Raw genomic sequence first — 12,919 nt, 5'->3', positions numbered from 1 at the left:
CCGCCAAAGCATTGCCAGTTCAGATGTTGATGTTCATGCCGCCATCGATGCCGAGGTTCTGGCCGGTGATGTAGGACGCGGAATCCGACAGCAGGAAAGCCACGGGGCGCACCACTTCCAGCGGCTCGGCCCAGTAGCCCAAGGCGATGCGCGACAGAATGTCGTCGCGGAACTTCTCGCTGCGGACCACCTCGGTCATCGGGGTTTCGACGACCCCGAAGCTCACCGTGTTGGAGCGGATGCCGTAGCGGGCCCACTCCTTCGCGGCGGTCATGGAAATGCCGAAGATCCCGGCCTTGGCGGCGGCGTAATTGACTTGTCCGATCGAGCCGGAGCGCCCGGCGATGGATGACACATGCACCAGCGCGCCGGAGGTCTTCTTCGATTCGCCCGCGTCGGCGATCATCGCCCTGCCGACGGCCTGGGTCCAAAGATACGCGCCCTTGAGGTGCACGCGGATCACGTCGTCCCACTGGGACTCTTCCATCTTGAGCAGCATCGCCGGGCGGATGATGCCCGCGTTGTTGACCAGTCCGGTCAGGCGCAGCCCCTTGGCGCGCACCGCGGCAATGGTGCTGGCGGCGAAGGCCGCGTCGCTGACGTCACCGGTGAAGATCTCCGCGGCCGGAATATCGGCCTTCAGCGCTTCGAGCGCCTCTCCGTTGAGGTCCACCGCGACGACGGCGCCGCCCAGATCGGCGATCAGCCCCGCCAGTGCGCGCCCGATCCCCTGACCGGCGCCGGTGACGACGATCACCTTGCCTTCGAGCGTTCCGAGATTCTGCATGTGCGTTTCCTGTTCCTGCTTGCTCATGTCCTGCGAAACACCGGCCCGGTCAGCCCGTCCGGGTTCGCTTCGAAATCGACCGTTACCGCGTCGCCGATGGCGATGTTTTCCGGCGCGTCGATGATGCGCGTCATCATCGTCGGCCCTTCCTCCAGCGTGACGTAGGCCACCACGCGCCGGTGATCGGGGCGCTCGGTGACCGAAAGACTGTAGATCGTGCCCCGCCCGCTGGCGGGCGCCAGCTCGACGTCGTCGGCGCGACAGAACGGGCAGATCTCGCGCGGGTAATAGTGGGCCTCGCCGCAGGCGTTGCAGCGCGCCACCAGCAGCCGGTGGGCCTTGGCGGCTTCCCAGAAAGGGGCCGCATCGAACTGGACCTCGGCAATGTCGGCGATGTTCATGGCTACTGCCTTTCCAGAATGAGGGTGGCGGAGCCGTGGCGCGTGGCGAGCGAGCCTCCCGTGCCGTGGGCAAGCGCCAGGTCGCAATTGGGCACCTGGACGGCCGGGTGGGCCTCGCCGCGCAACTGGCGCACCGCCTCGATGACCTTGGTCATGCCGCCCCGGTTGGAGGGATGGTTGTTGCACAGGCCGCCGCCATCGGTGTTGAAGGGCAGCCGGCCAGTGCCGGAGATCAGGTTGCCGTCGGCCACGAAGGCGCCCCCCTTGCCCTTCTCGCAGAACCCGAGGTCCTCGAGCGCGACCAGAACGGTGATGGTGAAGCTGTCGTAGATCGAGGCGTATTTGATGTCGGCCGGCGTCACCCCCGCTTCGGAGAAGGCCCGCGGACCGGAGACGGCTGCGGCGGAGGCGGTCAGGTCGATCCGCCCCGCGGATGGGTGCCCGATGGCTTCGCCGGAGCCGCGCACGGCGACGAGCGGGCGCGACAGGGATCTGGCGACGGCCTCGCTCGTCACGACGAGCGCCCCGCCGCCATCGCTGACGACGCAGCAGTCGAGCCGGTGCAGCGGAGCTGACACTATCGGAGAATTGACCACGTCCTCCACCGTCACGACCTTGCGCAACATGGCGTTTTCGTTGTGCTGCGCGTGATGCGAGGCGGCGACCTTGATCCAGGCGAGTTGCTCGGAGGTGGTGCCGAACTCGTGCATATGCCTGGCCGCGACCATTCCGTACATTTCGACGATCGAAGCGGCGTGGGGCGCTTCGAACGGCGTGTCCGGCGTGGGGGCCAGCGGCATTTTCGCGGATTTCATGCCCGCCGCGCGCGGGCGCCCCGCCAGGGTGATCAGCGCGACGTTGCACTTGCCCGCGGCAATCGCCTGCGCGGCATGGGCGACGTGAACCAGATAGGCCGAACCGCCGGAATCGGTGGAGTCGAAATGGCTGACGTTGAGGTTCATGTATTCCAGCATCGACATCGGGCCGAGGCCGGGGGCGTCGCCCGCGCAGAAGTAGCCATCGACGTCGTCGAAAGTCAGTCCGGCGTCGGCGAGCGCCCCCCGGGCGGATTGCATGTGCAGTTGCGCGACCGAAATGCCTTCGGCCTTGCGGGTCGGATGCTCGAAGGCGCCGACGATATAGGCGCGGCTCATTGCGCGGCCTCCGGCCTTGCTTCGGCGTCGATTTCGGCGGCGAGCGCGGCGCTGCGCAGACGCAGGCTTCCGGCTTCCTGACCGAGCAGCGCCTGAAGGCAGATCAGGCGGCGAAAATAGTGTCCGATGGCCATTTCGTCGGTCATGCCCATCCCTCCATGCAGTTGAATCGTGGCCTGGCCGACCGCCTGCGCGGCCCGGCAGATGCGGGCGCGGGCGCGGTCGAGCAGCGGCGCGGGGTCGGCGAGCGTCTGCGCGGCGAAGCTGGCCATCTCGGCCATGCTGCGGGCCAGTTCCGCCTCGACGCCGATGTCGGCGAAGCGGTGACGCAGGGCCTGGAAGCCGGCCAGCGGGCGGCCGAATTGCTGGCGCTCGTTCAGGTAGGCGCGGGTCAAGGCCAGGGCCTTGTCGATGGCGCCGACGGCATCGGCGCAGAGCGCCGCGACGGTGAAGGCCTCCGCCTTCGCGACGGCGTCGCGCGCCGCCGCGCCCCGGGCCAGGATCGCCTCGCCGCCGACAGTGCAGCCGTCGAGATGCACCTTGCCCAGATGACGCCCGTCAATGCCCCGATAGGGGGTGATCGCGATGCCGTCGGCGGTGCTCGGCAGCCGCACGAGCATCGGTTCGGGGCCGTCCGCGAAGATCAGGAGATCGGTTGTGTGAGGGCCGGTCTCGCACAGCGGCACGACGCCGGAAAGCGAGGCGCCATCCTTGTCGGGCGCTGCGGACACCGGAGTGGTGAGGCCGACCGGAAGGCCGAAGCCGACGGGCGCGAAAATGCGGCTTCCCGCGACGAGGCCGGCCAGCACGTCACTGCCGGCGCCGGCGGCGCGAAGGGCGGTCAACGCCGTGACGGAGGAGGCCACGAAGGGCTCGGGCAGGCGGGCGTGGCCCGCCGCATAGGCCAGGATCGCCGCCTCTGCCGCGCCAAGCCCGAGGCCGCCCGCGGCGTCGTCCGCCAGGACGCCGTGCCAGCCGAGATCGGCCATCCCGGCCCAGCGTTCGGCATCGAAGCCATCGGATTGTCGCAGCGCCGCCTCGCTGACGGCGCCGGTAAAACGCGTGGCGCTGTCACGGATCATTTCCGCCTCGTGGGAGGGCGTCAAGTGGTCGAGAAAGCTCATTGCAGCGTGTCCAGGGTGGCCTTGGCGAGAATCTCGCGCTGAATTTCGTTGGTGCCGCCATAGATCGAGGTCGCGCGCCCGAAGAGGTATTCGGCGAGCGCCCCGTCGAAGAAGGCGGAGGAAAGATCGCTGACATCCTCCATCGCATCGACGAACTGCGGGCCGCGTCCGGCCGCGAACGGGCCGAGGGCCGAGACCATGAGCTCGGCGAGGGCCTGCTGGATCTCGGCGCTCTTCAGCTTCAGCACCGATGGCCCGACGCTGGCGAAGGCGCTGTCGCGCCCCGTGGACAGCAGGCGGATTTCGGTGATCTCCAGCGCCGTGAGATCGGCTTCGATCCGGGCGAGGTCTCGCAGGAAGGCCCGGTCGGCGCATAACGGCGTGTCGCCGACGTGGCTGGCGCGTGCGATCCGCTTGAGTCGGGCGACCTGGCGGCGGCACCTGCCGATATTGGTGATCCCGGTGCGTTCGTTGCCGAGCAGGAACTTCGCATAGCTCCAGCCCTTGCCTGCCTCGCCGACCAGCCCGGTCTTGGGGATCTTCACGTCGGTGAAGAAGACCTCGTTGAGCGAATGGGACATGTCGATGGCGATGATCGGTTTGATCTCGATGCCGGGCGTGTCCATGTCGAGCACGAAGAAGGAGATGCCCTCCTGCTTGCGGACGCCTTCGCCGGTGCGGGCGAGGAGGAAGATCCGGTCGGCGTAATGGGCCTTCGAGGTCCAGATCTTCTGGCCGTTCAGCAGGTAATGGTCGCCCTTGTCCTCGGCGCGGGTCTTCAGGCTGGCCAGGTCGGAGCCCGAGCCGGGCTCGGAGAAGCCCTGGCACCAGAAGTCTTCGCCGCTCAGGATGCGCGGCAGGTACAGGTCTTTCTGATCCTGGTTGCCGAAGGTGTAGAGCACCGGGCCGACCATGGCCGTGCCGAAGGGCGGGATCGAGGGCGCCGCGTTGGCGCCGAGTTCGATCGTGTAGACGAAGCGCTGAAGCTGCGACCAGCCCGTGCCGCCGTATTCGACCGGCCAGGCGGGGGCGACCCAGCCCCTGGCGCTCAGCTTTTTCAGAAAGGCGGCGGTCTCGGGCTTGGTTGCCGCATAGCCCATGTCGAGCCGGGCGCGGGTCTCGTCCGGCACGGCAGCGCGCAGGAATTGCCGGACTTCCCTGCGGAACGCCCGCAGCGAGTCGTCGAGAAGCAGATCGATATGATCCTGGGAGCCGTCCCCGGGCTGGTGGCGCGTCAAATCCGTCACTGCGGCGCGATCCGGTTCGCTCCCGAGAGAAGCGTCTTGTGCATTGTATCCCGGTTCCTCCCCTGGCCCTTATGGTCTTGAATTTCGATGAGACGAAATGTTCAATTGGTATTACCATTACAATGAGTCAAACCAATGTCAACTCCGGCCGGTCACTATCGTCCCGCGCAGGAATTTCGGGGTCGGACGCAGACGGCTCGGCTATCGGCCGCGAAACACCGGCGGACGTTTTTCGATGAAGGAGGCGATGCCTTCGGCCTTGTCCTCGGAGGACATCAGGAGTTGCAGCGCCTTGCGCTCGATCCTCAAGGCGGCGTCGAGCGGGACGTCGGCGCCGGACAGCACGGCCTCCTTGACCTGCCGCACGGCGAGCGGCGCGCGCTTTGCGATGCGCCCGGCGATCTCCATCGCCGTGGGGAGCACCTCATTGTCGGCGACGACCTCGCTGACGAGGCCGAGGCGTTCGGCCTTTTGCGCGCTCAGCATGTCGCCGGTCAGAAGGTAGCGCATGGCGGCGAACTTGCCGATCGCGCGGGGCAGGCGCTGGGTGCCGCCGGCGCCGGGGATCAGCCCGACCTTGACCTCGGGCAGCCCGAACCGGGCGCTTTCTCCGGCAATGATGATGTCGGCGTGCATCGCCAGCTCGAAACCGCCGCCCAATGCGAACCCGTTGACAGCGGCGATCAGCGGCTTGGGAAAGGCGCCGATGGCCAGCCAGTAGCGTTCGGCCCCGATCCGCAGCATGTCGACCGAGTTGGTCTCGCCCAATTGCTTGAGGTCGGCGCCGGCGGCGAAGATTTCGTCGCCGCCCGTCAGGATGACGCACCGGATCGCCTCGTCGGCGGCAAATTCCGCGAACCCGTCGATAAGCTCCTCGCGCAGCTCGAAGGACAGCGCGTTGCGCGCGTCGGGCCGGTTGAGGGTCAGCAGGCCGATGCCCGGGGATGGGGTGTCCTTGAGGACAAGGCTCATGTCGATGCTCCTTCATCAAGTTCCATGGCGCCGTTGGTGATGATCTGGACGTCCCGCTCGAGCGCGGTGCAGGTGAAAAGGGCGCGGGACCCTTCGCGCCAGATCGAGGTGCGGATGGTGTCGCCCGGGAAGGCGGGGGCGGAAAAGCGCACCGAGAGGGCGCGAACACGCGACTCGTCATGCGCGCAAACCGTCTTCAGGAGGGCGCAGCCGGCGATGCCGTAGCTGCACAGACCATGCAGGATCGGCTGCGGAAAACCAACCGCGCCCGCCACATCCGGGTCGGCATGGACGGGATTCAGATCGCCATTGAGGCGATAGAGCAGGGCCTGCTGTCCGCTCGTGGGGATATCGCAGACAATATCGGCCTCGCGGTCGGGCAGCGCCCAGGACCGTCCTTTTGGCTGCACCGCGCCGCCATAGCCGCCTTCTCCGCGCAGATAAGCAGTCCGGTTGACCGTCCAGAGCGGTGTGCCGTCCGCGTCGCTGACCTGGCATTCCAGCTCGACGACCGCGCCCTTGCCGACGCCCTTGTCCCAGACATTGACGATGCGGGAATGGCCGGTCAGCGGCTGTCCGACCGGAATGGCCCGGTGCAGACGCACGGATTGCTCTCCGTGCAGCACCGAATCCGCATCGATGCCGAGTGTCGGGTCCGCCACCCAATGTCCCGGCGTACAGAGCACTGCCGCCATCGTCGGCACGACCCGCAGATGCGGCTCGTAGACGAATGGCAGGTCGCGCCGGTCGGTCGGATTCTGGCCGAAGCCCACAGAGAGCGCATAGAGCTGGCAGTCTCGTGCGCTCGGTGTCTGGGTCACCGGCGGGAAGACCAGGTTTGCGACGACGTCGTGATTGAAAGCCATCAGGGACTCCCGGTGCTAAGCGGTTCAACCGCCGCCGTGAATGGAAAGAACGGTTCCGTTGGTGTAGGCCGAGCGCGGAGAGGCGAGGAACGCGACGGCATCGGAAATCTCCCGGGGAGACGCGGGACGCCCGTAGGGGAGGCTCGCAGTCAACTCCGCGGCGCGGCTCTCATCGCCGAATTTCTCCGCCGCGCGGGCCTTGAGAAAGAGCTGTATCCGCTCCGTCGCGACAGAACCGGGGTTGAGCCCGACGATCCGGCCTCCCATCGCCTTGAACTGCTTTGCGTAAGCCCGGGTGAAGGCGACGAGCGCGGCATTTCCGACGGCCCCGCAGATGTAGTCCGGGCTCAGGCTCTCGGCTCCGGCGCCGATGATATTGACGATGACTCCCTTCCGGGCGGCGATGCGCGGCGCGAGGGCGCGTGTGAGGTTGATGTAGCCGAAGACCTTCAGGTCCCAGGCCGTCCGCCATGTGTTCTCGTCGATGGCCTGAAGGTCGCCGGGCGGAATGGCTCCGGCGTTGTTGACCAGGATGTCGACAGGCTCCGACCGCGCGGCCAGGCGGTCGATCCCCTCGGGGGTGGCGAGGTCGGCGGCAACGGTGTCGGGCGCGCTGCCCGTCTCCTCCGCGATTTGCGCGGCTGCCGTGGCGAGGGTGTCGGCATGACGCGCGACCAGCGTCACCCGCGCGCCCTCGCGGGCAAGCGTCAGCGCGGTGGCATGGCCGATGCCCTTGCTCGCGCCGGTGACAATCGCGTTCAGGCCCTTCAGATCGAGCAGCATCGGCTATCCTCCCCTGTTGGCGTGCAGCAGGCCGACCATGACGGCCATCTGCTCGATCAGGGGCAAGGTCACCCCGGTTTGCCTGGCAAGCGTCCGGATGATGTCGATGTCCTTGCGCAGATTGGCGGGGCTCGCGCCTCCATATGCGGGCAAAGCCGGCCCGTTGGAGAGGAAGGCGCGCATCGCTTCGGTATGCAGCGGCAGGCCGATCAGCGGTCCTTCCGCCATGTTGCGCCGCCACTCCCTGATCGCAGGCGTGTCCGCGAAGCCGCCGGCGAAGGCATCGGGCAGCCTGGCGACGTCGACGCCCAGCCGCTCGCCCAGCACCAGCGCCTCCGCGACGGCGAACGCCGACAGGAAGCCGATCATCTGGTTGCAGGCCTTGGTCGCCTGACCGGTCCCGGTTGGCCCCATGTGAGTGATGTTGTCGCAAAAGCAGGCGAGCACCGGCCTGACGGCGTCGACGGCATGTTCGGGGCCGCCGACGAAAGCTGCAAGGGTTCCTCGCTCCGCGCCGACGATGCCGCCGGAAACGGGGGCGTCGACCCAGATGCTGCCGGTCGCCTCTTTCAGGCGGTCCGCCAGGCGACGGGTGTCGTCCGTCGGGACGGTGGAATGATCCACCACATAGGCCGGCGGGGTGCGGGACCTGGCGACGCCGGCGGCGCCGAAGACCACGTCCTCCAGCGCCTCGACGCCGGTGACGCAGATGCAAAGGACATCGCAGGAGTCGGCCAACGCCGCCGGGGTTGCGGCCTGTTGCGCCCCTTGCGCGGTCAGCTCCGCGACCTTCGCCGGAGATCTGTTCCAGACGGAGAGCCGATAGCCCGCGTCGGCGATTCGCGCCGCCATCGGGGTTCCTATGGCGCCAAGGCCCATGAAGCCGATTTTCACTGTCGAATGCTCCCGAGGCTAATCTGGACTGTGGCGGATCGACAAACTCGCGCCCAGTCTAGGAGGCCCGAAGCGATGAGGGCCAAGACGAAATGCATCTCAATAGCGCGGGGGCGAGAAAGCCGTTGATAGCCCAACCCTCTCACTTCCCCGCGATAACGTATTGGACGCACTGATCGGGGCCGTGCACTGTGCCGTGATACGGAGGCGGCGCCTTGCGCGAAATGGAGGTGTAATACCTCCTTCCAGCCATCCGGGGAGGATATCTATGATCGCATTAATCGACCGTCTTGCGACGCTGGCGGCCAAAGCCACGCTCTGGCTCGCCGCGTTACTCTTGCTGTTGATGGCCATTCACATCACCGCCGACGTGGCGATGCGGAACCTGTTCGGCGCGCCCATTGCCGGAACCCTGGAGTTCGGCACCTACTACTACATGGTCGCCGCCTCCTTTCTTGCGCTGGGCTATGCCCAACTGCGTGACCACAATATCTCGGTGGACATCCTCGTCTACAGCGCCCCGGCCCGGACCCGCATGCTGGTCGAGTTCGTCGCGCTTGTCGTTTCACTGATCTACGCCGTGGCCTTCACTTACGCCTCATTGGTCGTGGCCCTCGAAAAGACCCGGAAGGGCGAGTTCGCCCTGACCCAGTATTTCAATCTGGAGATCTGGCCGTCGCGATGGATCCTGGTCATCAGCGGCGCGATCTTCAGCCTCGTCCTGCTGGCGCAAATCCTGCGGCTGGCCGTGGCGATCGGCAAGGGTGAGAACCGGAGAATCGGCGATCTGGCCGGCAATACGCGGAGGAGCGCCTGACCATGGATACAATGCTCATCGGCGGCACAGGCCTGGTCGCGCTTGTTGTCCTGCTGGCCATCCGGGTGCCCGTCGGAATCGCGCTTTCGATCGTCTCGATGATCGGCCTCTGGATGATCCGCGGCATGAATGGCGCCATCGGCGCGATCAAGGGCATCCCCTACGATTTCACGGCGCATTGGACGCTCTCGGCGATCCCGATGTTCCTGCTGATGGGGACGATCATCGCCAATTCGGGCATGACATCGAGCCTCTACAAGGCGATGCGGGTCTGGCTGGGGTGGCTGCCCGGAGGGCTGGCGGTCGCGACCAACTTCGCCGGCGCGGGCTTTGCCGCGGCCAGCGGCTCCAGCATGGCGACGACGGCGACGCTCGGCCGGGTGGCCGTGCCCGAAATGCTGGCCAGCGGCTACAATCCGGGGCTTGCGACCGGCGTCGCCACCGCTGTCGGCACCTTGGGAGCGGTGATCCCGCCGAGCATCATCATCGTACTCTATGCGATTTTCGCGCAAGCGCCGGTGGGGCAGGTGCTGATCGCGGGGATCGTGCCCGGCCTGTTGACCGCCTTCGCCTATGCCACGCTGATCATCCTGCGCGTCAAGCTCAACCCCTCCCTCGCGCCGCCCTATGAGGGCGAGCGCCTGACCTTGGCGGACCATTGGGCGATCCTGCGACCGATCTGGCCGCTGCCCGTTCTCGTTCTCGCGGTGATCGGAGGCATCTACAGCGGCATCATGACGGCGACGGAATCCGGCGCCGCGGGCGTGGTTCTGGCCATCCTGGTGACGGCCCTGCAGGGCAAATTCTCGTTCAAGGTCCTCAAACGGAGCCTTGTCGAGGCCGCGGAAACCACGGCGACGCTCATCCTGATCGCCATAGGCGCCGCGCTGTTCACCCGGTTTCTCGCATTCTCCGGCATCCCCAACCTGCTGGCGGAAATGATCGCGGCAGGCGGGGCCAGCCCGCTGGTGATCATCCTGTCGATCTCGGTGGTCTATATCGTGCTCGGCTGCTTCCTCGATCCGCTGGGCGTGCTGCTGCTGACCCTGCCGATCCTTCTGCCGATCTTCGAGGCCGCCCACATCAACCTGGTCTGGATCGGCATCATCCTGGTGAAATACATCGAGATCGGAATGCTGACGCCACCGGTAGGGCTCAATGTCTTCGTCATGAAGGGCGTGGTCGGGGATGCGGTCGGTCTGGGCGAAATCTTCAAGGGCGTGACCTGGTTCCTGTTGGCGGAAGTCGTGGTCATGGCGATCCTGATCTTCTTCCCCGAGGTGACGCTGTTCCTGCCGAACTACATGAATTAGCGCCCAACCGGAGCGTCCCTGAAAAAAGGAAAGGCCCACGCCGGGAGGAAGCGTGGGCCTTTCTCGTTCGAAAGCGGGCGCCCGTGCGGGCGTACAGAGCGTATCAGAGAAAATCCGAGAGCTTGTACTCACCCACTTCCGAGACGGTCGGAACGGCGGCCGTTTCCGCCCGCGACATCTTGAAGGGCAGGTTGGTCACCAGATATTCGCCGGCCGGGTCGCTCACCGTCTGGAACGCGCCGCGTTCGGCGAAGAGCGGGTCTTCGAGCGCCTCCGCAATGGTGCGGTACCGGGCGCAGGGCACCGATGCGGCGGTCAGGATTTCCTCACACTCCACGCTGGTATGCTGCATCGTCCAGGTCTCGAGCTGGGCGAGCAGGGCCGGGTAGTTGTTGTAGCGGGCCATGACGTCGCAAAAGCGTTCGTCCTCCGCCCATTCCGGATGCCCCATGGCCTGCACCATCTGCACGAAGTTGCGCTGCGTGTTCGGGATCAGGATCACGAAGCCGTCGCTGCTGCGCACGGGCTTGTAGACAGGGCGGGAGACCGGCGCCGGGAACTGCGCCTCCTGTACGTCATATGGCATGAGGTTCATCGTGCTTTCGAGCAACGAGACGTCGATGAACTGGCCTTTGCCGGTTTTCTCCCGGTGATAGAGGGCGGCGTTGATCGCGCTGAACGCATAGACGGCCGAGAGAACGTCGGCATAGAAAAGGCAGCTGTTGGCCGGGCGCGTCAGCTCTTCCTGGTAGCGCAGGTTGATGAGTTCGAGGCCCGAGGTCGCGTGGATCGTCTGGGCATAGGCCGGACGTCCGGCGCCTATGCCGCCCTGGCCGAAGCCCGAGACGGAACAGTAGATCAGGCGCGGGTTCAGCGCGGCGAGCGTCTCGAAATCCAGCCCGAAACGCGCCATGACGCCGGGGCGAAAGTTCTCGACCAGCACGTCGGCGGTGGCGATGACCTTTTTCAGCTCGGCAATGGTGTCCGGGTCTTTCAGATCGAGCGCAACGCTCTTCTTGCCGCAGTTGAGCTGGCCGAAATAGGTGCTGTGCCCGTCGCGCAGCGGCGCCTGGGTGCGCAGGTAGTCGCCTTCGGGCGTTTCGATCTTGATGACCTCCGCTCCGAGATCGGCAAGGTAGCGCGTTCCGTAGGGGCCGGCGATGAGAGTCGAGAAGTCCACCACACGCAGGCCGGTGAAGGGGCGTGGGGCTGTCTGGTTATCGGTCACGGATGGCTCCTCTCAGCTGAATTTGCGCGCGAAATCTGCGGGATCGACGCCCCAGGCGGTGAGCGCGGCGGCGGTGTTTTCGCCGCTCTCGCTGGGCGGTTCCGGCATGTCCGGAATGGAGCGGCTGAACCGCGGGGCCGGGGCGGGCTGGCGGATTCCGGCGATATCGATCATGGCCGCCCGCTCCGTCATCTGCGGATGGTTCGCGGCTTCCTCAAGTGTGAGGACCGGGGCAAAGCAGGCGGAGCGGCCCTCGAAGACCGACTCCCAATCGGCGCGATCGCGGCTCCGGAACACCTCGGCGAAGACGATCTTCTGTTCCGGCCAGGAGGCGCGGTCCATCTGACGGTCGAGATAATCGGGCGACAGACCCATGCCGTCGAGCAGCTCGGCGTAGAACTTGCGCTCGACCGCGCCGACGGAAATGTATTTGCCGTCGGCGGTTTCGTAGCAGGCATACCACGGCGCGCCGCCGTCGATGAAATTGCTCTCGTATTCGTGTGTCCATGCGCCCGCCGCGCTGAAGCCGCGGAAGGTCGTCAGCATCGAGGAAACCCCGTCGACGATCGCCGCATCCACCACCTGCCCCTTGCCGGTTTCCCGGGCGTTCAGGACGGCGGCGAGCAATCCGAACGCCATGTAAAGCGCGCCGCCCCCGAGATCGGCCACCAGATTGAGCGGAATGGCCGGGCCCTGCTCGCGGCTGCCGATCATCGAAAGGGCGCCGGTGAGCGCGAGGTAGTTGATGTCGTGGCCGACCGTTTGGGCAAGCGGGCCGTCCTGGCCCCAGCCGGTGAGGCGGCCGTAAGCGAGCCTTGGATTGAGCGCCAGGCAAGCCTCGGGACCGAGGCCGAGCCGCTCCATCACGCCGGGGCGGAAGCCTTCGATCAGGGCGTCGGCGCCCGCGATCAGCTCGAGCGCCGCCTCGCGCCCCTTGTCGGACTTCAGATCGAGCGCGATCGACGGACGATTGCGCCGGGTCAGATCGTGACGAAGCTGCTTCCTGACGCCGAGCCCGGCATCCGTCGTGCGGTCGATCCTCAGCACATTTGCTCCGAGATCGGCCATGAGCATGGCGCAGAACGGGCCGGGCCCGATGCCGCCCATCTCGATGATTTTCAGGCCGTTCAACGGTCCCATGACAGTCCTCCCTCCAGAAACCCCGCGCGCTGCAAGGCCCTGGCTCCCGCAGTCTCGTCTTGGTCTGACCATTATAGAGTTTGACCAATTAAATGAAAGCCCCTATTGTCGCGAATCCATGCGCCCCAGGCGGAAAATTCGCTCCAATGGGTGCACTTCATTGCGGGAGGATGAGGTATGGGATGTCAGGCCG

13 protein-coding genes are annotated in these 12,919 nt (G+C 66.3%); 2 read left to right on the top strand and 11 right to left on the bottom strand.

Translation table 11 applies throughout. The features are described 5' to 3' along the window. Positions 1–19 precede the first annotated feature (19 nt). From ACX82Z_RS23280 to ACX82Z_RS23240, 9 genes are all read right to left on the bottom strand, one after another. The gene (locus ACX82Z_RS23280) at positions 20–814 is read right to left on the bottom strand and encodes an SDR family NAD(P)-dependent oxidoreductase (RefSeq protein ID WP_459912260.1); all 795 of its coding nucleotides are present in this window, start codon (positions 812–814) and stop codon (positions 20–22) included. After that, complete coding sequence (locus ACX82Z_RS23275; RefSeq protein WP_459912258.1) at positions 811–1,188, bottom strand: Zn-ribbon domain-containing OB-fold protein; 378 nt, start codon at positions 1,186–1,188, stop codon at positions 811–813. Before ACX82Z_RS23275 ends, ACX82Z_RS23280 begins: the two co-directional genes overlap by 4 nt. A gap of 2 nt (positions 1,189–1,190) precedes the next feature. After that, entirely contained in the window at positions 1,191–2,342 is a 1,152-nt protein-coding gene (locus ACX82Z_RS23270) for a thiolase domain-containing protein (protein ID WP_459912256.1), read from the bottom strand. Beyond that, positions 2,339–3,466 (bottom strand): acyl-CoA dehydrogenase family protein, encoded by a 1,128-nt coding sequence (locus tag ACX82Z_RS23265; protein WP_459912254.1) that lies wholly within the window; start codon positions 3,464–3,466, stop codon positions 2,339–2,341. Before ACX82Z_RS23265 ends, ACX82Z_RS23270 begins: the two co-directional genes overlap by 4 nt. Further along, the gene (locus ACX82Z_RS23260; RefSeq protein WP_245513713.1) at positions 3,463–4,713 is read right to left on the bottom strand and encodes an acyl-CoA dehydrogenase family protein; all 1,251 of its coding nucleotides are present in this window, start codon (positions 4,711–4,713) and stop codon (positions 3,463–3,465) included. The genes ACX82Z_RS23265 and ACX82Z_RS23260 overlap by 4 nt, the downstream gene beginning before the upstream one ends. 201 nt (positions 4,714–4,914) lie before the next feature. Then, a complete protein-coding gene (locus tag ACX82Z_RS23255) occupies positions 4,915–5,685 on the bottom strand; it encodes an enoyl-CoA hydratase-related protein (RefSeq protein ID WP_133357759.1) in 771 nt (256 codons plus the stop codon). Next, positions 5,682–6,551, bottom strand: a complete 870-nt coding sequence (locus ACX82Z_RS23250; protein WP_133357761.1) for a MaoC/PaaZ C-terminal domain-containing protein — start codon at positions 6,549–6,551, stop codon at positions 5,682–5,684. The genes ACX82Z_RS23255 and ACX82Z_RS23250 overlap by 4 nt, the downstream gene beginning before the upstream one ends. A 24-nt stretch (positions 6,552–6,575) precedes the next feature. Next, on the bottom strand, positions 6,576–7,334 hold the full coding sequence (locus ACX82Z_RS23245) for a short-chain dehydrogenase/reductase (protein ID WP_133357763.1): 759 nt from the start codon (positions 7,332–7,334) through the stop codon (positions 6,576–6,578). 3 nt (positions 7,335–7,337) lie between these two features. Then, a complete protein-coding gene (locus tag ACX82Z_RS23240) occupies positions 7,338–8,228 on the bottom strand; it encodes an NAD(P)-dependent oxidoreductase (protein ID WP_459912251.1) in 891 nt (296 codons plus the stop codon). Positions 8,229–8,496: 268 nt separating this feature from the next. Here ACX82Z_RS23240 and ACX82Z_RS23235 point away from each other — a divergent pair, with 268 nt between their 5' ends. Together ACX82Z_RS23235 and ACX82Z_RS23230 are read left to right on the top strand one after the other, a co-directional pair. Continuing rightward, entirely contained in the window at positions 8,497–9,045 is a 549-nt protein-coding gene (locus ACX82Z_RS23235; RefSeq protein WP_459912249.1) for a TRAP transporter small permease subunit, read from the top strand. A gap of 11 nt (positions 9,046–9,056) precedes the next feature. After that, positions 9,057–10,358 (top strand): TRAP transporter large permease, encoded by a 1,302-nt coding sequence (locus ACX82Z_RS23230; protein WP_459912247.1) that lies wholly within the window; start codon positions 9,057–9,059, stop codon positions 10,356–10,358. A gap of 103 nt (positions 10,359–10,461) precedes the next feature. Here the strand turns inward: ACX82Z_RS23230 and ACX82Z_RS23225 are convergent, their stop codons facing one another. Together ACX82Z_RS23225 and ACX82Z_RS23220 are read right to left on the bottom strand one after the other, a co-directional pair. Beyond that, a complete protein-coding gene (locus ACX82Z_RS23225; RefSeq protein ID WP_459912245.1) occupies positions 10,462–11,586 on the bottom strand; it encodes a CaiB/BaiF CoA transferase family protein in 1,125 nt (374 codons plus the stop codon). Positions 11,587–11,598: 12 nt separating this feature from the next. Next, positions 11,599–12,726, bottom strand: a complete 1,128-nt coding sequence (locus ACX82Z_RS23220) for a CaiB/BaiF CoA transferase family protein (protein ID WP_459912243.1) — start codon at positions 12,724–12,726, stop codon at positions 11,599–11,601. Between the last annotated feature and the right edge of the window lie 193 nt (positions 12,727–12,919).

The organism is Aliihoeflea sp. PC F10.4, from assembly GCF_054612275.1.
The sequence above is the reverse complement of the archived record's forward strand: the minus strand, read 5'-3'. Positions and strand labels throughout refer to the sequence as shown.

What these genes read in the sequence shown, in the direction of transcription:
- ACX82Z_RS23280 (WP_459912260.1), bottom strand. Translation starts at nt 814, where the DNA reads ATGAGCAAGCAGGAACAGGAAACGCACATGCAGAATCTCGGAACGCTC.
- ACX82Z_RS23275 (WP_459912258.1), bottom strand. Translation starts at nt 1,188, where the DNA reads ATGAACATCGCCGACATTGCCGAGGTCCAGTTCGATGCGGCCCCTTTC.
- ACX82Z_RS23270 (WP_459912256.1), bottom strand. Translation starts at nt 2,342, where the DNA reads ATGAGCCGCGCCTATATCGTCGGCGCCTTCGAGCATCCGACCCGCAAG.
- ACX82Z_RS23265 (WP_459912254.1), bottom strand. Translation starts at nt 3,466, where the DNA reads ATGAGCTTTCTCGACCACTTGACGCCCTCCCACGAGGCGGAAATGATC.
- ACX82Z_RS23255 (WP_133357759.1), bottom strand. Translation starts at nt 5,685, where the DNA reads ATGAGCCTTGTCCTCAAGGACACCCCATCCCCGGGCATCGGCCTGCTG.
- ACX82Z_RS23250 (WP_133357761.1), bottom strand. Translation starts at nt 6,551, where the DNA reads ATGGCTTTCAATCACGACGTCGTCGCAAACCTGGTCTTCCCGCCGGTG.
- ACX82Z_RS23245 (WP_133357763.1), bottom strand. Translation starts at nt 7,334, where the DNA reads ATGCTGCTCGATCTGAAGGGCCTGAACGCGATTGTCACCGGCGCGAGC.
- ACX82Z_RS23235 (WP_459912249.1), top strand. Translation starts at nt 8,497, where the DNA reads ATGATCGCATTAATCGACCGTCTTGCGACGCTGGCGGCCAAAGCCACG.
- ACX82Z_RS23230 (WP_459912247.1), top strand. Translation starts at nt 9,057, where the DNA reads ATGCTCATCGGCGGCACAGGCCTGGTCGCGCTTGTTGTCCTGCTGGCC.
- ACX82Z_RS23220 (WP_459912243.1), bottom strand. Translation starts at nt 12,726, where the DNA reads ATGGGACCGTTGAACGGCCTGAAAATCATCGAGATGGGCGGCATCGGG.